Origin of the sequence: Nocardia sp. Root136, from assembly GCF_001427185.1 — a bacterium.
GTDB classification, from domain to species: Bacteria; Actinomycetota; Actinomycetes; order Mycobacteriales; family Mycobacteriaceae; genus Nocardia; species Nocardia salmonicida.
Map to the genome: position 1 here is coordinate 145319 of NZ_LMFE01000002.1, position 22696 is coordinate 168014.

Below are 22696 nucleotides of genomic sequence, written 5' to 3' on the forward strand. Positions count from 1 at the left end.
CCTGTGGTTAGCTATGCGGTCATGGGCACGCCGCATACCGTCATCTCCGAAGAATATCTCCCCACCGACACGGCGGATGTCGTTCGCACTGTGCGTGATTCACGCGGCCGGTCGGAACGGTTGACGGTGCGCGGCGGTGAACAGACCGAAGAGTCCTACGGTCTGGCCGATCAGCGCGGCGTGCTCTCGCTGCGCAAGATGAACTCGGTGCTCGACATCAACCTGGGCAGGCGCACCGTGCGGGTGCAGGCGGGCGCGAAGCTGTCCGAGATCGACCGCCGCCTCGGCGCGCACAGTCTCGGTCTGCCGGTGGTCGGCGATCATCGCGACATCACCGCGGGCGGCTTCGCCTCCGTCGGCGGGGTGAGCACCGCCTCGCACCGCTACGGCATGTTCATCGACCAGATCGTCGACCTCGAGTACGTCGACCCCGACGGCCGGATCGGCACCTGCGGGCGTGGCCATCACACCGAGCGTTTCCACCGCATTCTCGGCGCGGGCGGTCGCGCGGGCATCATCACCGCCCTCACCCTCGATGTGGTCGAGGTCGACAAAGACCACACCATGCTCACCACCGACGCCGACCGGTTCCTCGACTTCGACTCCTTCGTCGAGCACGCCACCAACGAGATCACCAACCCCGGCAGCGCGGCGCTCCAGGTCGGCCGCTGGGTCGATACCGCCCCGCTGAAGGTGGCGCGCCCCGTCGGCGCGGGCCAGGTGACCCTCGGCGCCGTGCGCTTCGGTCAGTGGTCGAGTCTGTACCCCACCGCCCCCACCCGTGGCCTGCGGGCTCGGCGTGAGGTCGGCACCCGTACCCGGAAGTCGTTGGGCGCCATCGCGTCCGCGGCGGGCGGGCGCGCGGGCATGCCGGTCCGCAACGCGGCGGCGGGCGCGCTGATGTTCGCGCCGAAGGTGCTCACGATGCGCGACGCCGAGTACCTGGCCGACACCGTCATCAACTCCTCCGAGCGCGGCCCCGCCTACCGCGTGGGCGTGTTCGCTCCCCTGGCCAACTACGGTTCGGTCTTCTACGGCCTGCACGACCTGTTCTCGGCCCACCGTGAACGCTCGGGCTGCTTCACCGTCATCTCCGCGATGACCTACGGCGTGCGCTCGGAGTACCTGCGCGCCGAAGCCGCCGCCCGCGGCCTCACCCCCGCCGACTACGGCCTGATCACCTTCACCTGCCGCCTGCGCCCCTCAGCCCTGCCCTCGGAGCAGCTGCGCGAGATCGTCTCCGGCATCGACGACATCTGCCGCTCCGAACAGGCCCTGCGCTATAGCGTCTAGACAGCCGAAAAGGAAGGCCCCCACCGAATCCCGGTGGGGGCCTTCCTTGTGCTCGATGTCAGTGCTTTTCGGCGCCGAGGTAGTACTCGAACACCAGGCCGGCTGCGGCGGCGAGCACGAGCACCACGCCGAGACCGATCAGCCAGAACTGGAAGAACGCCAGGCCCAGCGCGGTGACCGAACCAGCGCCGGCCAGCAGGATGGGCCAGAAGCTACCGGGCGAGAAGAAGCCCAGGTCACCGGCGCCGTCCACGATCTCGGCCTCTTCGTAGTCCTCGGGCCGCAGGTCGATGCGGCGCGCGACGAACCGGAAGTAGGTGCCGATGATCAGCGACAGGCCTGCGGTCAGCACGATCGCGGTGGTGCCTGCCCACTCGATGCCGGTGCGCGACTGCGCGGTGAAGAACCCGTAGACGATGCCCACCAGGATGAAGAAGGCCGTGAGCAGTTCGAAGATCCGCGCTTCGATCCTCATATCAGAATCCTCACTTGCTCTCGTTCACCGAAGCGCTCTTGGCATCGCGCTTGGTGTTGAAGGGGTACGTGGAGGTGGCCACCGGCGACTCGCCGATCGATGCCAGCGCCTCACCATTGGTCTTGCCCTCGATGCGCGCCTGCATGTACTTGGCGTACTTCTCCGGCGAGACCGCGCGGACCTCGAAGTTCATCATCGAGTGGTAGGTGCCGCACATCTCGGCGCAGCGGCCGACGAACGCGCCTTCCTTCTCGATCTCGGAGATCTGGAAGACGTTGTCGGACTGGTTTTCCTTCGGGTTCGGCATCACGTCGCGCTTGAACAGGAACTCCGGCACCCAGAAGGCGTGGATCACGTCCGCGGCGGCGAGCTGGAACTCGATGCGCTTACCGGTCGGCAGCACCAGCACCGGAATCTCTTCGCTGGAGCCGAAGGTCTCGACCTTGTCGTAGTGCAGGTACGAGAGGATGTCGTTGGCTGGCTTGCCGTGCAACGGACCCGGCTGCGGGTGACCCTTGTCGTTCTTCAGCTCTCGGTACTCGGCGAGCTGCTCTTCGTTCAGCAGCTCTTTCTCGGTGTCGATGCCGTTCCAGGTGAGACCGCCGACATTGTTGATGTTGCGGTAACCGAACTTCCAGTTCCACTGGAAGGCGGTCACGTCGACGGTGACATCCGGGTTGTCGGTCTTCTCGTGCACGTAGTTCTGCACGACCACGGTGAAGTAGAACAGCACCGCGATGATCACGAACGGGATCGCCGTGTAGGTCAGCTCGAGCGACACGTTGTACCCGGTCTGACGCGGGAACTCCGGGGAGTTCTTGCGCTTGCGGTGGAAGATGATCGTCCAGAAGGTCAGACCCCAGACCAGCACGCCCATGGCGAGCGCGGCCAGCACCGACCAGGTCCACAGCTCGCGCATCCGGGTGGCCTGCGGGGTGATACCCGATGGCCAGCCGAACCGGAGCCAAACATTGTCGATCGAGCAGCCCGAGACGAGCATCGCGGTGATCCCCAAGGACACCGCCAGCCCGGCCCGCCGAAGGATCCGGCCCTGCCGACCCTTAACGGGTCGTGCCCCGATCTCTTCGCTCGCCTTGTGCGCCACGCTCACGCCTTCCTGGTCGCCACACATTCCGACACATTGCGTCGTTCGGGCGGCGATTCGCCCGTCCGACACCTCTTCAAAGCAGTTTCAGGCCGTCCCGAAGTATTGCCGCTGTGACGCCTGCACACCTGAGAAGGACCTGAGTACTACGCAGCGTAGACCAAAGCGGGCACTGTCTTGTCGCGGGGTCACTTTCGACACTCCGCCGTGACCGCCCGGATCGTCGCGACCTGCGGTTTGACTCCCGTCCGGTTGCCGCGCACCCCGAGCGAACGGGCGAGCGCGGCGTGTCGGGCAGGTGTGCGGCATACTCGGACACAGCGTTTCGGCCCGTTTGTGGCCACCCCATCATCGAACGAGAGAAGGTTGGGCGACACCGTGTGCGGACTGCTCGGATTCCTGACAGCTGACACCGCGACGACCGCGGTGGTCGATCAGGTGTACGACGCGCTGCACTGCCAGCGGCATCGTGGCCCGGACGAGAAGGGCACTTGGCACGACGATCACATGATCTTCGGGTTCAACCGGCTGTCCATCATCGATATCGAGCACTCGCACCAGCCGTTGCGCTGGGGCCCCGCGGACAACCCGCAGCGCTACGCGATGACCTTCAACGGCGAGATCTACAACTACCTCGAACTGCGTGAGCAGTTGGCCGCCGAGCACGGCGCCGCATTCCCCGATGGCAAGATCTTCGCCACCGACGGTGACGGCGAGGCCATCGTGGCCGCCTTCCACTTCTGGGGTCCCGAGGCCGTGCGCAAGCTGCGCGGCATGTTCGCCTTCGCGATCTGGGATACCGAGACCTCGGAACTGTTCCTCGCGCGCGATCCGTTCGGCATCAAGCCACTGTTCATCGCGACCGGCCCCGGCGGCACCGCCTTCGCCAGCGAGAAGAAGAGCCTGCTGGAACTGCTGAGCCCGCTCGGGGTGTCCGACGAGCTCGACCCGCGCGCGCTCGAGCACTACACGGTGCTGCAGTACGTGCCGGAGCCCGAGTCGCTGCACCGCAACATCCGCCGCCTCGAATCCGGCAACTACGCCACGGTGAAGGTCGGCCAGGAGCCGGTCGCGACCCGCTACTTCCGCCCCGACTTCCGGGTCCGCCCGTTCGCCGGGGGGTCGGAGAAGGCCCGCTACGCCGAGATCGCCGCGGCGCTCGAGGACTCGGTCGCCAAGCACATGCGCGCCGACGTCACCGTCGGTTCGTTCCTGTCCGGCGGCATCGACTCCACCGCCATCGCCGCGCTGGCCATGCGCCACAACCCGAAGCTCATCACTTTCACCACCGGCTTCGAGCGCGAGGGGTACTCCGAGGTCGACGTGGCCGCCGAGAGCGCCGAGCTGATCGGCGCCCGCCACATCGTCAAGGTGGTCTCCCCCGCCGAGTTCGCCGCCGCGATTCCCGAGATCGTCTGGTACCTCGACGATCCGGTCGCCGACCCCGCCCTTGTCCCGCTGTACTTCGTGGCCAAGGAAGCCCGCAAGCACGTCAAGGTGGTGCTCTCGGGCGAGGGTGCCGACGAACTGTTCGGCGGCTACACGATCTACCGGGAACCGTTGTCGCTCAAGCCCTTCGAGTACCTGCCCGCCGGTGCGCGCAAGCTGCTCGGCAAGCTCGGTGACAAGATCCCCGACGGCAAGCGCGGCAAGTCGCTGTTGCAGCGCGGTTCGCTCAGCCTCGAAGACCGCTACTACGGCAATGCCCGCAGCTTCAACGACGCCCAGTTGCGCGCGGTCCTGCGCGACTTCCGTCCCGAGTGGACCCACCAGGACGTCACCGCCCCGATCTACGCCCAGTCCGCGGGCTGGGACCCGGTCGCGCGCATGCAGCACCTGGACCTGTTCACCTGGCTGCGCGGCGACATCCTGGTCAAGGCCGACAAGATGACCATGGCCAACTCCCTGGAACTGCGCGTGCCGTTCCTGGACAGCGAGGTCCTGCGCGTCGCCGAGGGCATCCCGTTCGACCAGAAGATCACCAAGGAAACCTCGAAGTACGCGCTGCGCCAGGCCCTGGACGGGATCGTGCCCGATCATGTCCTCAACCGCGCCAAGCTCGGCTTCCCGGTCCCCCTGCGCCACTGGCTGCGCGGCACCGAACTCTACGACTGGGCCGAAACCCAGATCGCCGAGTCCCAGACCGACCACCTGCTGAACAAGCCGGCCATCCTCCAGATGCTCCGCGACCACAAGGCGGGCCTGTCCGATCACAGCCGCCGCCTCTGGACCGTTCTGGTCTTCATGGTCTGGCACGGCATCTTCGTCGAGGACCGGATCAAGCCCGAGATCCAAGAGCCGGTCTACCCGGTCTCGCTGTAACCCACGAAAAACGCCCCCTGGATCGAAAGATCCAGGGGGCGTTCGTGTTCCGCAGGTCAGAGCAGTGCAGCCAGTTCGTCGGCGGCGTCGCTGCCGTAGGCCTTGGTGAGGCGCTCGAGCGCGTCTTCGGTGTTGAGAGTCCACTCCTGGGTGCCGGTGGTCTCCAGGATGAGCACGGCGACGAGGGAGCCGAGCTGGGCGGCGCGTTCCAGGCTCAGGCCGGCGCGGTGGGCGGTGAGGAAGCCCGCGCGGAAACCGTCGCCGACGCCGGTCGGGTCGACCTTGGCCACCTCGGGCACCACGCCGACGCGGACCTCGGTGCCGTCGGCGTCGACCACCAGCACCCCTTCGGAGCCCAGCGTGGTGACGCGGATGCCGACCTTGGCGGTGATGTCGGCTTCGCTCAGACCGGTCTTCTGCTGCAGCAGGGCCCACTCGTACTTGTTGGTGAACAGGTAGGCCGCGCCGTCGATCAGTTCGCTCGCCTGCTCGCCGTCGAGGCGGGCCAGCTGCTGGGACGGATCAGCGGCGTAGGCGATGCCCTGCGCCTTGGCCTGGCGGGTGTGGGCCACCATCGCATCGGGATCGTTCGCCCCGACCAGCACCAAGTCGACGTCGTGCGCGGCGGCGATCGCGGCGATGTCGATATCGCGCGCCTCACTCATCGCACCCGGATAGAACGACGCGATCTGCGCCATCGTCTCATCGGTGGTGCACACGAACCGCGCGGTGTGCGACGTCGCGGAGACATGCACCGCGGAGCAGTCGACGCCGCTGTTCTCCAGCCACTGCCGGTACTCGGCGAAATCGGCGCCGACGGCGCCGACGAGCACCGGGCGCTGCTTCAGCAGACCCATCGCGTAGGCGATGTTGCCCGCCACTCCGCCACGGCGGATCTGCAGATCGTCGACGAGGAAGCTCAGGGACACATGATCGAGTTGATCAGCGAGCAGCGCATCGGCGAACCGGCCGGGAAAGCGCATGAGGTGGTCGGTGGCGATGGATGCGGACACGGCAACAGGCACGAGGCAGGGCCCCTTCGACGCTAGAGGTAGGAAAACACAGAAGTCCGGGATCACCGGATCCCGGACTTCAACGTTAGCAAGCGCTACCGCCTGTGGTTCACCTGTTCGCTACCTCGCCACGCAACGACAATGTTCCCGGGCGTGGCACGGAAAGCACGGCTAACTCGCAGCTCCGTACGTCAGTTGAAGCTGTCGCCGCAGGCGCAGGAGCCCGTGGCTTGCGGGTTGTCGATGGTGAAACCCTGCTTCTCGATGGTGTCGACGAAGTCGATCGAGGCGCCGTCGATGTACGGGGCGCTCATGCGGTCGACGGCCAGCTTCACGCCGGAGAACTCGACGACGATGTCACCGTCGAGGATGCGATCGTCGAAGAACAGCTGGTAGCGCAGACCGGCACAGCCACCGGGCTGCACGGCGATCCGCAGGGCAAGGTCGTCGCGACCCTCTTGGTCGAGCAGCGCCTTCGCCTTGATGGCGGCAGCGTCGGTCAACGTCGCACCGTGGGTCTCGGTGGCGGTCTCGTTCTGCACAGTCATGGACACTCCTAGTTCGACTCAGCCCGTCAACGGACCTCAGGTGCACAGCGCACGACTGATTTCAACGCTGTCGCAGCAACTGCTATTCCTATTTTGCCACCCTCGGCGCAGCCAGTAGACGCCACCTGGGTGCTTGTGCCCACACTACGCCCTGTGACGGCGTGATCTGTGTCGTAGCCCGCGCGAGATGAGACCGGGCTCACCGCTGAGCGGACCGCATTTCCCGATGCTCGGCATCATCGAATAGCCTGGTGAACGTGAAATTGTTTCGTCGTGACGAGTCCAGCACCATCGACGAGTCCGTCGACCCGTCGGTGTCCGGCTCCGAACAGGCCGCCACTACCGCTTCGACCACACCCGGTAAGGGCAGGCCGACGCCGAAAAGGCGTGAGGCCGAAGGCAAGCGGCGCGGCCCGGTCGCACCCGCCCCGCTGACCGCCAAGGAAGCCCGCGCCCGCCGCAAGGCTGTCAAGGGCACCAAACAGGACCGCAAGGCCGCCGCCGCCGACCGCCGCGCCGCCGTGCAGGACCGCCGCGCGCGCATGTTGGCCGGCGAGGACAAGTACCTGCTGCCCCGCGATCAGGGCCCGGTCCGCGCGTACGTGCGCGACCTGGTGGACGCCCGCCGCAACCTGGTCGGGCTGTTCATGCCGATGGCGCTGGTGCTGATCCTGTCGATGTTCGTGGCCCCCGGCCTGCAGACCATCGTCACGCTCGCGATGCTGGTGATGATGGTCTTCATGATCATCGAGGGCTTCGTCCTCGGCAAGATCGTGAGCAACCGGGTGATCGAACGCTTCCCCGACACCACCGATACCGGTTTCAAGCTCGGCTGGTACGCCTTCGTGCGCGCCTCCCAGATCCGCAAGATGCGCGCTCCGAAGCCCCGGGTCGGCCCCGGCGACGCGGTCTGAGTTCTTCCCGACTCCGCAATGCCGTCTCATCCCTCCGGATGGGGCGGCATTCGCGCTTTCAGTGGTGAATGGGGCGGATGTAGTCGGCATAGCCCGCGATGGCCTTGAGCTCGGTGTCCATGCGCTGGGCGTCACGGTCGACGATTCCGGTGGATCCGGCGGTGCCGCGACCGATCAGTACGGCGAGTCCGATGATGACGGCGAGGACGATCAGAAAAGTAAGCATGGCAGTAATTTTGCGCTCGATGATTTTCAGCCGAAAGTGGCTGTTCCGTCATTGTGCGTAAAGATTCAGCCAGCTACGATGAGGCATGCTCTCGAAGGTTGCCGTGGTCCTCAGCGACCGGCTCGCCATGTTCGAATTCGGCGTGGTCTGTGAGGTTTTCGGCCTCGACCGCACCGCCGACGGCCTGCCCGGCTTCGACTTCCGGGTCTGCGGCGCCGACCCCGGCACGCCGCTGCGCTCCACCACCCCCGGCATCTCCGTCACCCCCGAGTTCGGCCTCGACCAACTAGCCAAGGCCGACCTGGTGGCCATCCCCGCCTCCCCGATCGACCAGTACGACGACCGGGTGCTCGACGCGGTGCGCGGCGCCGCCGCCGCCGGCGCGACCGTGCTCACCGTCTGCTCGGGCGCCTTCCTGGCCGGTGCGGCCGGCCTGCTCGACGGCCGCAAGTGCACCACCCACTGGCGTTATGTCGACCGACTCGCCGCGATGTTCCCCGAAGCCACCGTCGACCCCGACGTCCTGTTCGTCGACGAGGGCAACCTGATCACCAGCGCGGGCACCGCCGCGGGCATCGACGCCTGCCTGCACCTGGTCCGCCGCGAGATCGGCACCGCCGCCGCCAACGGCATCGCGCGCCGTATGGTCGTCCCGCCGCAGCGCGACGGCGGTCAGCGCCAGTTCATCGAACAGCCGGTCCCCGAGTGCAGCTCCATCGGCCTGTCCACCACCCTGGCGTGGCTCACCGAGAACCTCGCCCACCCGCACACCGTCGACGAACTCGCGGCCCGCTCCAGCATGTCCACCCGCACCTTCGCCCGCCGCTTCGCCGCCGAGACCGGCACCACCCCGGTCAAGTGGCTCACCACCCAGCGCGTCCTGTTCGCCAAGCACCTGCTCGAAACCACCGACATGGCCCTGGAGCGGATCGCCGACGAGTCCGGCTTCGGCTCCGGTGCCCTCCTACGCCACCACTTCCAGCGCCAGGTCGGCCTCGCCCCCACCGAATACCGTCGCCGCTTCGGCGCGGCCGGTTGAGCCGACGTTCACTCCGTCACGGAACTCCGCTTTCCGAGGCGGCCGGTGACGCGCAATCCATCACGAGCATTGAGTGACATGAGCACGATATTGGTCGCACCGGCGAGCAATTCCAGCGTCTGCACGCCGTAGAACAGCGGCCCGAACTCGTCACGGCCGGCGAGCACCGCCAGGGTGATCGCCGAGGGGATCAGCACGAGTAATCCGTTACCCGCGATGAAGGGCATCCGTCGCTTCTTGGCGAGAAGGTCAGGCATCGCCGAATCCCCGGCCGACCGGAAGCCGGTGGCGCCGGTGACGGCGAGCGCGAGGATTAGAATCGGCAGGGCCCACGGGATGGCCTGCTTCACCGCGATGATCGCGGCCTTGGATCCACTGAGCTCGCTCACCACCGTCGAGGTCCAGAAGATGACAACGGTGAGCAATCCGACCCCACCCGCGATGGGATGGATCCGAGAAGTCATGATGTACCCCTTTTCGACGATCCCGCTCCACGATGGGCCTCGAGGTTGCCGATCGACTGTCGAACCATGCGGATGAGTTCGTCACCGTCCACGTCGGAAAAACCTTCGGTAGCAAGGTCGTTCACCTCGCGGGCGGCCGTGGTGAGCGCGGCGCGCAGTGCTCGGGATCGGTCGGTGAGGTAGATCAGTGTCCGCCTGCCGTCGCGCGGGTCGGCGATGCGCTGAACGAGGCCGTCCCGCTCCATCCGTTTGAGCGTATGGGCCATCGTCGACTGGTCGATGCGTACCTTCTCGCAGAGCTGCAGCTGCGAGATCCCCTCCTCCTCGTACAGCGCGAGCAGTTGGGCGAATTGCCCCGGCACCACCCCGTGCTCGGCGATGCGATCGCGCAGCGCCTGTTCCATGAGCCGGGCGAGGTGATTGATCACGTAACCCAGCGAGTCGCTCCGACCCATCGGAAGCCGCTCGATCTGTTCCATCCCCGACCTCCGTCGTCGTTTCTGCCGCCGAACCCATATTACATGGCAAGCCATGTAATATGGGCCGCCCGGACGGGTTGGTGCGGCGCGGCGCGGCACTGTCGGGATGCTGTGAAGCCGCACAATCGGCTTGACTCGATCGACGGAAACTGGTCGGCTAGCAGGGTGTTCGATGCTGGGTGGGGTAGTTTTCGTCGGCTGAGCAGAGCTCTCTCGATAGTCGCGGCGGCCGTGGTCGTGTCATCGTCGGTCGGCATGTCCACGGCCGTTGCCGTGCCGATCGCGGCGCCGGTGATGCGGACGCCCGCGGGCGGTGTCGAGGATCTGATCGTTCCGTCGAGCATGGGTCCGATCAAGGTCCAGGTGCAGTGGGCGGCGCGCGGCGGCAGTTCCGCGCTGTATCTGCTCGACGGTCTGCGCGCACCCGCCGACCACAGCCAGTGGACCACCGACACCGACGCACTGCGCCAATTCGCCGGTGACGACGTCACTCTGGTGTTCCCGATCGGCGGCAACTCCAGCTTCTACACCGACTGGTACCGGCCGAGCAGCACCAATGGTCAATCGACGACCTACAAGTGGGAAACGTTCCTCACCCGCGAACTGCCCGACTTCCTGGCCGGATACGGCGTCTCCCGCACGAACAACGGCATCGTCGGCGTCTCCATGGGCGGCAATGCCGCCATGACACTGGCCGCCCACCATCGTGACCAGTTCCGCTTCGCCGGATCGTTCTCCGGGTTCCTCAACCCGGCGGCCCCGATGTGGAACCAGGTGATGCGCGCGGCCATGTTCGATGAGGGTCGCTTCAATATCGATGACATGTGGGGCGGCGCGGGCGATCCTGCGTGGAATCGCAACGACGCCATCGTCCAGGCCGAACTGCTGCGCGGCCTACCGCTGTACGTGACCAGCGGCAACGGTGTCCCCGGCCCCCTCGACCTCCCGAGCGGCGTCGGTAACACGGTCAACGCGGCGGCGATCGAGGCCTTCGCCGTGATCACGGCGAGCACTTTCCGCGACCGCACCGCCGCCCTCGGTATCCCCGCCCGCGTCGACTTCACCAACGGCACCCACACCTGGCCGTACTGGCAACGGTCGCTCGCTACCGCCCGCCCGATGATCCTGGAAGCTCTTTCCGCCTGATGTTCCTGCGAAATCAATGGGCGGCTACGGTGCTCGGATGTCCACTCGCATCCTCGTTCTCGGCGGTGCGCGGTCCGGCAAGTCGGCCTATGCCGAGGCCCTGCTGACCGACGCACCCGCGGTCCGCTATCTGGCTACCGCTGTTCTCGACGCCGCCGATCTCGACTTCGCCGACCGGATCGCCGTCCACCGTGATCGTCGTCCCGCGCACTGGACCACCGTCGAGAACACCGAACCCGCAACGGTTCTCGCCACCGAGACTCCCGCGACACTGCTCGACGACATCGGCACCTGGATCACTGCCCGCCTCGATGCTCGCATGGCGTGGGATGCTCCGCGCGGCACCGTGGCCCCGGACTGCGACGAGCTCGTCGCGGCTGTCGCGGCGTATCGGCAGCGGCTGGTGATCGTATCGCCCGAGGTCGGGATGGGCGTCATCCCCGCGACCCGCTCGGGGCGACTGTTCCGCGACGAGATCGGCACCCTCAACCAGCGTCTCGCGCAGGCCTGTGATGAGGCGTATCTCATCGTCGCCGGGCTGCCGATTCGATTGAAATGAGCCGGGTCGGTCGGCGCCGCGCACCGTGATCCGGGCAAGATGAGCGTCGAACACCATGTACCACCTCCGAAAGGCTTGCCAGTGACTCACGGATTCGACCCGGTCGCGGCCCCGGACGCGCAGGTGCGCGCGGCGGCCGAGCAGCGCCAGACGCAGCTCACCAAACCGGCCGGATCGCTGGGACGGCTCGAGGAACTCGGCAACTGGGTCGCCGCGTGCCAGGGCGTGTGCCCGCCCGCGCAGTTCGAACGCGCAAGGGTGGTGCTGTTCGCGGGCGATCACGGCGTGGCCGCGCACGGCGTTTCGGCGTACCCGAGTGAGGTCACCGCGCAGATGGTGGCCAATTTCCTGGCGGGCGGCGCGGCCGTGAACGCACTGGCCGCCGTGGCGGGCGCGACCGTGCGGGTCGTCGATATCGCCGTCGACGGCGACACCGAGCCCTCGGTGTCCCAGCACAAGGTGCGCCGCGCGAGCGGTTCGATCGACCGCGAGGACGCCCTCACCGAGGCCGAGGTCACCGCCGCGCTGGCCGCGGGCCGCGCGATCGCCGACGAGGAGATCGACGCGGGCGCCGACCTGCTCATCGCCGGTGACATGGGTATCGGCAACACCACCCCCGCCACCGTTCTCATCGCCATCCTCACCGGCACCGAACCCGTCGCCGCCGTCGGCCGCGGCACCGGCGTCGACGACCAGGGCTGGATTCGCAAGGTCGCCGCGATCCGCGACGGCATGCGCCGCGCCCGCCCGGTGGCCACCGACCCCGTCGACCTGCTCCGCGTCGCCGCGGGCGCCGACTTCGCCGCCATGGCCGGTTTCCTCGCCCAAGCCGCCATCCGCCGCACCCCCGTCCTGCTCGACGGCGTCGTGGTGACCGCCGCCGCCCTGGTCGCCGAAGACCTCGCCGCGGGCGCGAAGGCCTGGTGGCTGCCTGCCCACCGCTCCACCGAACCCGCCCACGACCTGGCCTTGAAGCACCTGCGCCTGACCCCGCTGATCGACCTGGAGATGCGCCTCGGCGAAGGCTCCGGCGCCCTCACCGCGCTGCCGATCCTGCGGGCGGCCGTCGCCACCCTCGCCGAGATGTCGACGTTCGCCGACGCGGGCGTGAGCACCTCGGCCGAGGAATCGGACACCGTCGACCTGGCCAAGTGAGCGAACCGAACGTGGGCGGATCCTCGTGAACGCGCTACGGCTGGCCGTCTCCTGGCTGACCGTCGTCCCGGTCCGAGGCCCGGCGGCGGTCGACCGGCGCACAGCCGGCCACGCGATCACGCTCGCCCCGGTGATCGGCCTCGCACTCGGGGCCTTCGCGGCTGCTGCCCTCTGGCTGCTGGTCAGCGCGGATCTGACCACCCTGCTCGCAGGTCTGCTCGTCGTCGGCCTCCTCGCGCTGCTCACCCGGGGCATGCATCTCGACGGCTTGGCCGATACCGTCGACGGCCTCGGCAGCTACGGCCCGCCCCAGCGCGCCCGCGAGATCATGAAGTCCGGCGGTGCCGGCCCGTTCGGCGTCGCCGCTCTCGTTTTCGCCGTCGCCATCCAATCGGTGGCGTTCGCAACGCTGGCCGATCAGCACCGCTGGCTCGCGATCGTCCTCGCCGTCACCGCGGGCCGGGTCGCCGTCGTCCTCGCCTGCCGCAGCGGCATCCCCGCCGCCCCCGACGCGGGTTTCGGCGCATTGGTCGCGGGCACCCAGCCACGCACCGCGGTGTTGATCTGGCCGGCGATCGCCGTGATCACCGCTGTCTGGGCGACACCAGACAACCTCTGGCTCGGCCCGGTTGTGGTGATCGCCGCCCTCGCGCTGACCGTAGCGATCACCCGCCACTGCGTCCGGCGTTTCGAGGGCCTCTCCGGCGATATTCTCGGCACTGTCGTGGAAATCACGGTTTCGATTGCCGCAGTAGGCTTCTCACTGGGGTGATAGCTGCTCGCACGGTTACAGCAAACTCGGACTGGTCACAAGTCCAAGATATCGGCGATTGTGTGCTCCCACAGACCGTCCGGTCAACGGTACTCGGGTGCGTCGCCAGCACACCGGTGGCAATACAGTGGACCGCATGTCATCCGAGCGCCTCTACTTCCGCCAGCTGCTGTCCGGCCGGGACTACGCCGTCGGCGATCCGATCGCCACGCAGATGCGCAACTTCGCGTATCTGATCGGCGACCGGGAGACCGGCGAGACCCTCCTGGTCGACCCCGCCTATCAGGCAGCCGACCTCGTCGACGTCGCGGAGGCCGACGGCATGCGCGTGTCCGGCGTGCTCGCCACCCATCACCATCCCGACCATGTCGGTGGCACCATGCTCGGTTTCACCCTCGGCGGTGTGGCCGAACTGCTCGAGAAGACCAACGTCCCGGTGCACGTCAACAAGCACGAACTCGAGTGGGTCGCCCAGACCACCGGCATCGCCCCCGGCGACCTGACCGGCCACGACCACGGCGACAAGGTGACGGTCGGCGCGTTCGACATCGAGTTACTCCACACACCCGGCCACACGCCGGGCAGTCAGTGCTTCCTGTTCGACGGCCGCCTCATCTCCGGCGACACCCTGTTCGTCGACGGCTGCGGCCGCACCGACTTCCCCGGCGGCGACTCCGACGAGATGTTCCGCAGCCTGCGCCGACTCGCCGCCCTCGACGGCAACCCGGTCGTCTACCCCGGCCACTGGTACTCCGAAGCACCGAGCGGCGCACTGGCTTCCCTGCGTGACAGCAACTACGTCCTGCGCCCGAAGTCCCTCGGCGAGTGGCAAGCACTGATGCCGGGCTAGCCCCCGAAGGGGCCCGCCCGAGCGCCAGCGCTCCGGGTTAGAGCGTCCGCATCCAACCGTGCGTATCGGCGAACGTACCGCGCTGGATTCCGGTCAAGGTGTCGCGCAGCGCCATCGTCACCTCACCGGGTTCCCCACCGCCGATGGTGAATTCACCGTCACCGGACTTCACCCAGCCGACCGGCGTGATCACCGCGGCGGTCCCGCACGCGAAGACCTCACTGATCTCACCGGATTCGGCGCCCTTGCGCCATTCCTCCACCGAGATCTTGCGCTCCTCCACCGGGTAGCCGGAATCGGCGGCCAGGGTGAGCAACGAGTCGCGGGTGATACCGGGCAGCAGCGAACCGGACAGTTCGGGAGTCACCAGGCGTGCTTCGGAGCCGGTGCCGAACACGAAGAACAGGTTGTTGGTGCCCATCTCCTCGACATAGCGACGCTCGCAGGCGTCCAGCCAGACAACCTGGTCACAACCCTGGTCGGTGGCCTGCGCCTGCGCGAGCAGCGACGAGGCGTAGTTGCCCGCCACCTTCGCCTCGCCGGTGCCGCCGGGGGCCGCGCGCACATATTCGGTCGACAGCCACACCCGCACCGGCTTCACACCGCGCGGGAAGTAGGCGCCGGCGGGCGAGGCGAGCAGCAGGTACTTGTACGCCGAGGCAGGCTTCACGCCGAGGCCCGCTTCGGTGGAGAACATGAACGGCCGCAGGTACAGCGAGTCCTCGCCCCCGGCGGCAGGCACCCAGTCGGCGTCGACGTCGAGCAGCTGGCGCACGGATTCGATGAACAGTTCCTCGGGTAGCTCCGCCATCGCCATGCGCGCGGCCGAGCGGCGGAAGCGCGCGGCGTTGGCATCGATGCGGAAGGTCGCGATCGCGCCGTCGGGCTGGCGGTAGGCCTTGAGCCCTTCGAAGATCGCCTGACCGTAGTGGAACACCATCGTCGCCGGGTCCATCGAGAGCGGGCCGTACGGTTCGACGCGCGCGTTGCCCCACTGGCCGTCTGCATAGTCGATCGAGACCATGTGATCGGTGAAGAACCGTCCGAAACCGGGGGCCGCCAGTACCTCTGTCCGCTGCTGCGCCGAAATGGGCGCGGGGTGCGGAATACGGGTGAACTGTGCGGCGACTGTCATGGTGCGATCCTATCCGGGCAGATTCGGTGCTGTCTCGCCCCCACTACGGGGGAGTTACTTGGTCTTGGTGTCGACGAACGGCGGCTTCACGACCGTGGCGCGCAGTTTGCGTCCGCGCACGTCGACCTCCACCTCGTCGCCGGGTTCCAGCTTCGCGTCGGTGTCGAGCAGCGCCAGCGCGATGCCGACCTTCAGCGACGGTGAGAACGTCCCCGAGGTGGTCTCGCCGACCGGCGCGCCATCGCGCAGCACCGTCTGGCCTTGGCGCAGCACGCCGCGATCCAGGGCCCTGAGCCCCATCAGCGTGCGGCGCGGGCCGTCGGCCTTCTCCTGCTCGAGTGCTGCCTTGCCCCAGAATTCCGGCTTCTTCCAGCCGACGGCCCACCCGGTGCGGGCCTGGTTCGGGGTGATGTCGAGGGAGAGTTCGTGCCCGTGCAGCGGGTAGCCCATCTCGGTGCGCAGGGTGTCGCGCGCGCCGAGTCCGGCCGCCTGGCCGCCGGCCGCCTCGACCTCGGTGATCAGCGCCCGGAACACCGGCTCCGCGTCCGCCCACTTCGGCAGCAGCTCGTAGCCGTGCTCACCGGTGTAACCGGTGCGGCACACGCGCACCGGGCGGCCCTCCCACTCGGCGTCGGCGTAGGCCATGTACTCCATCTCGGTGGGCAGGCCGAGGGCGGTCAGCACCTCGGTGGCCTTCGGCCCCTGCACCGCGAACACCGCGTAGTCGCGATGCTGGTCGGTCACCGTGATCCCCGCGGGCGCCGCCTTCCGCAGCTCCGCGACGACCGCCGCCGTGTTCGCCGCGTTCGGCACGAGGAACACCTCGTCGTCGCCGACGTAGTAGGCGATCAGGTCATCGATCACGCCGCCGTCTTCGGCACAGCACAGCGTGTACTGCGCCTTTCCCGGCTGGATCCGGCCCAGATCGTTGGTCAATGCCGAGTTCACGAACGCCGCGGCGCCGGGTCCCGACACCGTCGCCTTGCCCAGATGGCTCACATCGAACAGCCCGACCGTGGTGCGGACCGCGGTGTGCTCGCCGACCGTGCCGCCGTACTGCACCGGCATCTCCCACCCGCCGAACGGCGCGAAGGTGGCTCCGAGCTCGACATGGACGGCGTGGATGGGGCCCTCGAGCAGCGCGGTGTCGGTCATGGGCCGAAGTTTATCGGTCGCGTGCAGCCGGTCGAATCGGCACCATGCCCCTGCAATTGGGGGGCGGTCCGCGGGGTTCGATTTCCGCGCTTCGGTGCGAAGATCGACGGCATGATCGTTCGCACAATCACCGCAGGCACCCTGTTGGTCGCCGCTTCCTTGTTCGTCGCCACACCCGTCGTGCAGGCCGCCGAGACCGGCAGCGGCAATTCGGCTTCCTCCTCGATCAACATCGGCTGCCTCATCCAGGCGCTCCAGGGGATTCCGCCCACCGCCGACTGCAACCCGCCCTCGATTCCGGCGCAGTAATACGGCGTCCTTCCACCGACAGCGCGCCGCGCCTGCCATCGAGGGGTGCAGGGGTGGCGCGGTTCGAGTCCAAAGAGTGTGATGCCCAACGGCTGTAGGGTTCATACTGTGAGTGAGTTGCCCCGAGCTCGGTTCGGCCATGTCGCCCGGATGGACGACACGATGAGCCGCGCGGTATCGCGTATCCCGGAAACCGCAGTCGATCGCGGCATGCTGCGGTTGACCCGATCCGCCAACACCGGTGGCCTATGGCTCGCGGTCGCGGCGGCGCTCGCGGTGAAGCCGGGTCCCCCACGCCGCGCCGCGCTGCGCGGTGTCATCGCACTGGGTGGCAGCAGCTTCGTCGTGAACCTCGTGCTCAAGACGCTGATCCCGCGCCGGCGGCCACCGGCCGAACTGATGCCGCTGGGCCGCAGGCTGGTCGCCGCACCGGTGTCGTCGTCCTTCCCATCCGGCCACAGTGCCAATGCCGCCGCCTTCGCCACTGCCGTCGCCCTGGAGAGCCCGCGCGCCGCGCTCGCCATCGCACCGGTGGCCGCGGCCGTCGCCTATTCCCGCATCCACACCGGCGCGCACTGGCCGTCCGACGTGCTGGTCGGCGCTGGCGTCGGCACCGCTATCGCGCTGACTACCCGCCGCTGGTGGCCGATCCGCGAATCCGACGAGGCCGACGCGCACGTCGTGCACGGCGCACCGATCCTCGCCGACGGCAAAGGCCTTCTGCTACTGGTGAATCCGCGCTCGGGCGACTCCAGCTACGACCCCACCGACGACATCGCCGAGGCACTGCCCGCCGCGACGCTGGTGCGCACCGAACCCGGTCGTGACGCCGTCGAACTCCTGCAAGAAGCCCTCGACGCCGCTGTCGGCGGCGCGGCCGACGACGCTGCCACCGACCGCACCACGGTCCTCGCGGTCGGTGCCGCGGGCGGCGACGGCACGATCGCCGCGGCGGCCGCCGTCGCGGTCGGCAACGACCTGCCCCTGGTCGTCATCCCCGCGGGCACCCTGAACCACTTCGCCCGCGATCTCGGCGTCTACGACCTGCGCGAGGTGGCCGACGCCACCGGCACCGGCGAAGCCGTCGAAGTCGATATCGCCGCAGTCGGATTCGACACCCCCGACGGCCCGTACACCCACCACTTGATCAACACCGCGAGCATCGGCGCCTACCCGGAGCTGGTGCGCCTGCGGGAGAAGTGGGAAGACCGCTGGGGCAAGTGGCCCGCCTTCGCCGCGGCACTCGTCGTCACCCTGCGTCGCGCGGAGCCGATCCACATCCGGCTCGACGACCGCTGGCACGACATGTGGTTCCTGTTCATCGGCAACGGCCCCTACCACCCGCACGGCGCCGTCCCCGCCTTCCGTTCGCGCCTCGACGAGGGCCTGCTCGACGTCCGCTGGCTCCGCGCCGACGTCCGCTTCTCGCGCACCCGCGCTGTCATCGCCCTGATGCTCGCCGCTATCGGCCACAGCCGCGTCTACGGAGAACGCCAGATGCACGAACTCACCGTCACCTCGCGAACTCCTGTCGCCGTGGCCGCCGACGGCGAAGTGGTCGGCATCGCAACCACTTTCCGATTCTCCGTCGCAGGTCGGATCCCGGTCTACCGCCGCAACGAGGACAACCCCCGCTGGGAAAACCGCCCGCGACCGCACCACCGCCGCCCCCTGGCCTGGCTCACCGACCGCCGACGCTGACTTCTTCACAAACCCGTCTCGTCTCGATCACCATCGCCCACAACAACCTTGCGCCCCGGGCCACCGGTGCCGAGGATGGATGGATGAGCTCGCCGGACGGTGGACGTCCGATCACCGCAACCGAAGCCGATCGTCGCTGGGACCCGTGGACCCCGAGTGTGGTCGCCGCTCGCCTGGCGACCTGTCCCGCGCCGTGGGCCGTCGCCGGCGGCTGGGCCCTCGACCTGTTCGCCGGTGGCATCTCCCGCGCCCACGACGACATCGAAATCACTGTCCCCCGAGCAGATTTCCCCCATATCGCGGCCGAATTTCCCGAGTACGAGTGGGACATCGTCGGTGACGGCGAGCTGTGGCCCTATCCCCTGGCCGAGACCCGCCTCGACCTCCACCAGACCTGGCTCCGCGATCCCTTCACCGGCGCCTTCCACCTCGACGTGTTCCGCGAGCCGCACGACGGCGATACCTGGATCTGCCGCCGCGACCCCACCATCACCCTCCCGTACACCGAACTCATCCGCACCACCACCAACGGGATCCCGTATCTGATTCCCGAGGTCGTGCTGCTGTTCAAGGCGAAAGCCAACCGCCCCAAGGACTACAGCGACTTCCACCGCGTCGTCGGGCTGCTCCCGGAGCACCGGCTCGCCCGCCTGAACTCCTGGCTGACCGTGCTCTACCCGGACCACCCGTGGTCGACCGAGATTCAGTCGGCCATCCGACACCAATCTCTTCGATAGTCGGCCCAATCCTGGGGTGTGGCGGCGAAATCCACGTACATCGCCACACCGAAGTCCACCCGATCCACGTCGGTCCGAGTCAGACCGAGTCGGATGCCCCGCACCGCCGCGGCGACGGTCTCGGCGGCTCCGCGATGTCCTCGATCGTCGGCCCAGAACGCGGGAGCTCCCATCAGCAGGTCGACGCCATCGGGTGTCACCTCGGCGGCCAGCTCGGTCTGTTGCGCCACATACCCGCTGTACAACGCTCGCGTCGGCATCGCCGTGTCGTAGGACATCACCGCCACCTGATCGGATCGCCGCGCCACCTCGGCAAAATAGGCCTGGCTCCACCATTTTCCGTGATCGGCCACCGCCGAGCCCAGCGAATGCAGACCCGGAAGTGGATCGATCACCGGCGCCGACACCGACAGCCGCACCCGCGCTGCGGAAGTCACCGACCGCGTCGCGTCGAGCAGCGCGAGAAATCCCGGCGATCCCGATCGAATGGGTTCGAGGTCGTAGTGCACGCCGTCGAACCCGTAGTCGAGTACGCGCAGCGCCGACGCCACTACTCGCGCACGCGAGGCCGCCGATTCCACATCCAGCCCGTCGAATTCGGGCCGCACGATATCGCCCAGCCACGATTGCACCCGAATTCCCGGTAGTCGCGCGTGCACCGCCTCGACGAACCATCGCGCACGCGGAGCCAGATCGTCGCGCAGACTCCCGTCGTGCTCCAACGGACCCGTGTGGACAAACAGATCCCGAACGCCGGTACCTGCCAGCAACTTCCCGAGCCCGTCGATATCGGCATCGGTCTTGCGCCCGTCCACCCAGGCATGCCCGAGCCAGACCGCGTCCTTGCCCCGGGTCCGCGCCTGGTCGGACTGATCGCCGATGTTGTGCACCAGCAAGGCCGTGACCACCCCCGCCACCGGCAGCGACACGACGACGACCACCACGAGCGCGATCACCGCACCCCGCGCCCACCACGACCACGCCCGCCATCTCCCCCGCATCACTCCCCCTTGTTCGAGATGCCCCGATACTACTGACACGTACCGACAAGCAAACTTCCGACAAATCCCCCACCCGTGAAACACTGTGCGCCGCTGAACAATTGAATGGAGCACAATGAAATACGTCGCAACCCTCGCTTCCGCCGCCATCGCGGCCTTCGCGTTCGCGATCGCCACGCCGACCGTGGCCGCCGCGCAGCCCTCGAAGTGCCACGGCTCGTACACCCCGTGCCTGCCCATCGTCAGTGATGTCGACTGCGAAGGCGGCAGCGGCAACGGGCCCGTCTACACCGGCCGCGTCACGGTGATCGGACCCGACGACTACGGCCTCGATCGTGACGGGGACGGCATCGGCTGCGAGTGAACAGCACGAGGGGCGTGCGATGAACGACATCGCACGCCCCTCGGGATCAACTGCTCAGCGGTTGCCTTCAGGTCCCCAGCCCTGGTCACCGGGCTTGCCCAGATCAGGACCATCGGGGTGACCGGGACCACCCGAACCCGGACCACCCGAACCCGGACCACCAGAGCCCGGACCTCCGTAGCCGGGGCCACCAGCGCCCGGACCGCCGTAACCCGGTCCACCAGCGCCCGGACCGCCGTAACCCGGTCCACCAGCGGGTCCGCCGTAACCCGGTCCACCAGCGGGTCCGCCATAACCCGGACCGCCGTAACCCTGTCCACCTTCGGGACCGCCGTAACCGGGGCCGCCGTAACCCTGTCCGCCTTCCGGACCGCCGTACCCCGGCTGCCCACCGAATCCACCTGCGGGCCCGCCGTATTGCTGCGGGTAGCCCGGCTCAGGAGCCTTCGCCGCGCCGGCGACCGGCCCACCGGTGACGACCCGGTACGCATAGGTCGAGGCGATGATCGTCAACGGGATGGTGACGAGCAGGCCGATGCCGCAGAGCAGCGCACCGACGACGTTGATGCCGAACAGCGCCAGTGCCAGCAGCAGCAGCGGGCCCGCGTTGCTCGAGATCGCCGCGAAGCTCGACTTGATCGCGGTGACACCGTCCTGGTCGCGGTCGATCACGAATTGCATTGTCCACCAAGTGAAGAACGCGATGACCAGGCCGGGAAGAATGCACAGCAGCAGGCCGATGCCGGTCGCCAGACCGACCAGCAGGCCGGCCACGATCACCGCACCCACATTGGTGAACTGGAAGAACGCCCCGAATCCGGGCTTGTTCCCATCCGTTTCGTGCAGCGCGCCACGCACGAATGCCGCCGAGATCAGATATCCGATCACGGTGCTCACGATGGTGCCGATGATCTGCCAGAGCCCGAACCCGAAACTGACACCGCCGTCATAGTCGGTGTCGGTGTTGTTGCCGAGGCCGAACAGGAAGCTGATCACCGCCTGGATCAGGAAGGAGACGACCACCATCCCGATCCAGACGAGCGCGTTGTCTTTGAATTTCGTCCACCCGTACCCGATGGCGTCACCGACACTGAGCGTCGGTCCCGCCGGGGGATAACCGGGTTGCTGCTGTCCATATGTCATCCGAATCGCTTCCCCTCATCGTTCGAGACGGCCGATGCCGCTCATATGAGTACTCCGATCCGACGTCACGGTCACGCCGACACAGCCGATCATGACATATGGAAAACGCTACTTGTCGGTGTTCTCGCGCTTCGGGAGTTTCCAGCCGGGGCGCGGAAAATGGCAGGTGTAGCCATCGGGGTAGCGAATCAGGTAGTCCTGGTGCTCGGGCTCGGCATCCCAGAACGCACTCGCCGGGGTCACCTCGGTGACGACCTTGCCCGGCCACAGGCCGGAGGCGTCCACATCCGCGATGGTGTCGAGCGCGATACGGCGCTGATCGTCGTCGAGATAGAAGATCGCGGAACGGTAACTGTCACCGAGATCGTTGCCCTGCCGATCCTTGGTGGTCGGATCGTGGATCTGGAACAGGAACTCGAGCAGCGCGCGGTAGTCGGTCTGCGCCGGGTCGTATTCGATCTCCACGGCCTCGGCGTGGCCCGGATGATTGCGGTAGGTCGGATTGTCGTTGGTTCCGCCGGTGTAGCCGACCCTGGTGGCCAGCACGCCGGGCTGACGACGGATCAGATCCTGCATCCCCCAGAAGCATCCACCGGCCAGAATTGCCTTACGAGTGTCGCTCACACATCCTCCTTCATGAGTGCTCAACGGTCGCACAAATCGGCCACAACCGCCTCTATGGAACACCGGTTTCAGCGACAGAATTCCCGTCAGTATTGTTCCGCCCGAGCGTTACCTCAGCAATGTCCACGTGCACTTTCATGTCAGGCGAAGCAGGAGGAATACGGCGC

25 protein-coding genes are annotated in these 22696 nt (G+C 67.6%); 13 read left to right on the forward strand and 12 right to left on the reverse strand.

Annotated features, from left to right (window positions below; translation table 11 throughout):
* The first annotated feature begins 21 nt into the window (after positions 1-21).
* On the forward strand, positions 22-1293 hold the full coding sequence (locus ASD42_RS14515; RefSeq protein ID WP_056816601.1) for an FAD-binding oxidoreductase: 1272 nt from the start codon (positions 22-24) through the stop codon (positions 1291-1293).
* A 58-nt stretch (positions 1294-1351) separates the two neighbouring features.
* On the opposite strand, the gene ASD42_RS14520 is transcribed toward ASD42_RS14515, so the two are convergent.
* Complete coding sequence (locus ASD42_RS14520; RefSeq protein WP_056816603.1) at positions 1352-1768, reverse strand: cytochrome c oxidase subunit 4; 417 nt, start codon at positions 1766-1768, stop codon at positions 1352-1354.
* Positions 1769-1778: 10 nt separating this feature from the next.
* Complete coding sequence (gene ctaC / locus ASD42_RS14525) at positions 1779-2768, reverse strand: aa3-type cytochrome oxidase subunit II (protein ID WP_371852128.1); 990 nt, start codon at positions 2766-2768, stop codon at positions 1779-1781.
* Between the two features lie 483 nt (positions 2769-3251).
* On the opposite strand from ctaC, the gene asnB reads away from it, so the two are divergent.
* Positions 3252-5195 carry an asparagine synthase (glutamine-hydrolyzing) gene (gene asnB / locus ASD42_RS14530; protein ID WP_056816862.1) on the forward strand — a complete coding sequence of 648 codons (1944 nt, stop codon included), beginning with the start codon at positions 3252-3254 and terminating at the stop codon, positions 5193-5195.
* A gap of 56 nt (positions 5196-5251) precedes the next feature.
* Here asnB and ASD42_RS14535 read toward each other — a convergent pair whose 3' ends face one another.
* Together ASD42_RS14535 and ASD42_RS14540 are read right to left on the reverse strand one after the other, a co-directional pair.
* The gene (locus tag ASD42_RS14535; RefSeq protein WP_371852127.1) at positions 5252-6178 is read right to left on the reverse strand and encodes a carbohydrate kinase family protein; all 927 of its coding nucleotides are present in this window, start codon (positions 6176-6178) and stop codon (positions 5252-5254) included.
* Between the two features lie 221 nt (positions 6179-6399).
* On the reverse strand, positions 6400-6756 hold the full coding sequence (locus tag ASD42_RS14540) for a HesB/IscA family protein (RefSeq protein ID WP_056816608.1): 357 nt from the start codon (positions 6754-6756) through the stop codon (positions 6400-6402).
* A gap of 314 nt (positions 6757-7070) precedes the next feature.
* On the opposite strand from ASD42_RS14540, the gene ASD42_RS14545 reads away from it, so the two are divergent.
* Positions 7071-7670, forward strand: a complete 600-nt coding sequence (locus tag ASD42_RS14545; protein WP_235569551.1) for a DUF3043 domain-containing protein — start codon at positions 7071-7073, stop codon at positions 7668-7670.
* Between the two features lie 58 nt (positions 7671-7728).
* Here the strand turns inward: ASD42_RS14545 and ASD42_RS34385 are convergent, their stop codons facing one another.
* Entirely contained in the window at positions 7729-7896 is a 168-nt protein-coding gene (locus ASD42_RS34385) for a hypothetical protein (protein ID WP_156677469.1), read from the reverse strand.
* 85 nt (positions 7897-7981) lie between these two features.
* Between ASD42_RS34385 and ASD42_RS14550 the strand changes: the two genes are divergently transcribed.
* Positions 7982-8935 (forward strand): helix-turn-helix domain-containing protein, encoded by a 954-nt coding sequence (locus tag ASD42_RS14550; RefSeq protein ID WP_056816610.1) that lies wholly within the window; start codon positions 7982-7984, stop codon positions 8933-8935.
* An 8-nt stretch (positions 8936-8943) separates the two neighbouring features.
* Here ASD42_RS14550 and ASD42_RS14555 read toward each other — a convergent pair whose 3' ends face one another.
* Complete coding sequence (locus tag ASD42_RS14555; protein WP_056816613.1) at positions 8944-9399, reverse strand: hypothetical protein; 456 nt, start codon at positions 9397-9399, stop codon at positions 8944-8946.
* Positions 9396-9878: a MarR family winged helix-turn-helix transcriptional regulator gene (locus ASD42_RS14560; RefSeq protein ID WP_235569522.1), complete on the reverse strand. Its 483-nt coding sequence runs from the start codon at positions 9876-9878 to the stop codon at positions 9396-9398. Before ASD42_RS14560 ends, ASD42_RS14555 begins: the two co-directional genes overlap by 4 nt.
* Before the next feature lie 255 nt (positions 9879-10133).
* On the opposite strand from ASD42_RS14560, the gene ASD42_RS14565 reads away from it, so the two are divergent.
* The 5 genes from ASD42_RS14565 to ASD42_RS14585 all read left to right on the forward strand — a co-directional run bounded on the left by ASD42_RS14565 (position 10134) and on the right by ASD42_RS14585 (position 14360).
* Positions 10134-11024 (forward strand): alpha/beta hydrolase, encoded by an 891-nt coding sequence (locus tag ASD42_RS14565; protein ID WP_235569523.1) that lies wholly within the window; start codon positions 10134-10136, stop codon positions 11022-11024.
* Between the two features lie 37 nt (positions 11025-11061).
* A complete protein-coding gene (locus tag ASD42_RS14570; RefSeq protein ID WP_056816874.1) occupies positions 11062-11583 on the forward strand; it encodes a bifunctional adenosylcobinamide kinase/adenosylcobinamide-phosphate guanylyltransferase in 522 nt (173 codons plus the stop codon).
* Positions 11584-11622: 39 nt separating this feature from the next.
* Positions 11623-12738 carry a nicotinate-nucleotide--dimethylbenzimidazole phosphoribosyltransferase gene (gene cobT, locus ASD42_RS14575; protein WP_056816616.1) on the forward strand — a complete coding sequence of 372 codons (1116 nt, stop codon included), beginning with the start codon at positions 11623-11625 and terminating at the stop codon, positions 12736-12738.
* A 25-nt stretch (positions 12739-12763) separates the two neighbouring features.
* A complete protein-coding gene (locus tag ASD42_RS14580) occupies positions 12764-13510 on the forward strand; it encodes an adenosylcobinamide-GDP ribazoletransferase (protein WP_056816618.1) in 747 nt (248 codons plus the stop codon).
* Between the two features lie 136 nt (positions 13511-13646).
* A complete protein-coding gene (locus tag ASD42_RS14585; protein WP_056816620.1) occupies positions 13647-14360 on the forward strand; it encodes an MBL fold metallo-hydrolase in 714 nt (237 codons plus the stop codon).
* A gap of 37 nt (positions 14361-14397) precedes the next feature.
* Here ASD42_RS14585 and ASD42_RS14590 read toward each other — a convergent pair whose 3' ends face one another.
* Both ASD42_RS14590 and gcvT read right to left on the reverse strand, forming a co-directional pair.
* A complete protein-coding gene (locus tag ASD42_RS14590) occupies positions 14398-15495 on the reverse strand; it encodes a branched-chain amino acid aminotransferase (protein WP_056816624.1) in 1098 nt (365 codons plus the stop codon).
* Positions 15496-15549: 54 nt separating this feature from the next.
* The gene (gene gcvT, locus ASD42_RS14595; protein ID WP_056816627.1) at positions 15550-16650 is read right to left on the reverse strand and encodes a glycine cleavage system aminomethyltransferase GcvT; all 1101 of its coding nucleotides are present in this window, start codon (positions 16648-16650) and stop codon (positions 15550-15552) included.
* A 111-nt stretch (positions 16651-16761) separates the two neighbouring features.
* Between gcvT and ASD42_RS34390 the strand changes: the two genes are divergently transcribed.
* The 3 genes from ASD42_RS34390 (at position 16762) to ASD42_RS14610 (ending at position 19397) form a co-directional block, all read left to right on the forward strand.
* Complete coding sequence (locus ASD42_RS34390) at positions 16762-16959, forward strand: hypothetical protein (RefSeq protein ID WP_063056819.1); 198 nt, start codon at positions 16762-16764, stop codon at positions 16957-16959.
* Positions 16960-17067: 108 nt separating this feature from the next.
* Positions 17068-18660, forward strand: coding sequence for a bifunctional phosphatase PAP2/diacylglycerol kinase family protein (locus ASD42_RS14605; RefSeq protein WP_235569525.1), 1593 nt, complete (start codon positions 17068-17070; stop codon positions 18658-18660).
* An 83-nt stretch (positions 18661-18743) separates the two neighbouring features.
* Positions 18744-19397, forward strand: a complete 654-nt coding sequence (locus tag ASD42_RS14610) for a nucleotidyltransferase domain-containing protein (RefSeq protein ID WP_056816632.1) — start codon at positions 18744-18746, stop codon at positions 19395-19397.
* On the opposite strand, the gene ASD42_RS14615 is transcribed toward ASD42_RS14610, so the two are convergent.
* On the reverse strand, positions 19364-20398 hold the full coding sequence (locus tag ASD42_RS14615; protein WP_056816636.1) for a hypothetical protein: 1035 nt from the start codon (positions 20396-20398) through the stop codon (positions 19364-19366). The genes ASD42_RS14610 and ASD42_RS14615 overlap by 34 nt on opposite strands.
* 115 nt (positions 20399-20513) lie before the next feature.
* On the opposite strand from ASD42_RS14615, the gene ASD42_RS14620 reads away from it, so the two are divergent.
* Positions 20514-20762, forward strand: coding sequence for an excalibur calcium-binding domain-containing protein (locus ASD42_RS14620; protein ID WP_056816637.1), 249 nt, complete (start codon positions 20514-20516; stop codon positions 20760-20762).
* A 54-nt stretch (positions 20763-20816) separates the two neighbouring features.
* Here the strand turns inward: ASD42_RS14620 and ASD42_RS35270 are convergent, their stop codons facing one another.
* Positions 20817-21905, reverse strand: a complete 1089-nt coding sequence (locus ASD42_RS35270; RefSeq protein ID WP_063893640.1) for a hypothetical protein — start codon at positions 21903-21905, stop codon at positions 20817-20819.
* Between the two features lie 108 nt (positions 21906-22013).
* On the reverse strand, positions 22014-22529 hold the full coding sequence (gene msrA, locus ASD42_RS14630; RefSeq protein WP_056816640.1) for a peptide-methionine (S)-S-oxide reductase MsrA: 516 nt from the start codon (positions 22527-22529) through the stop codon (positions 22014-22016).
* Between the last annotated feature and the right edge of the window lie 167 nt (positions 22530-22696).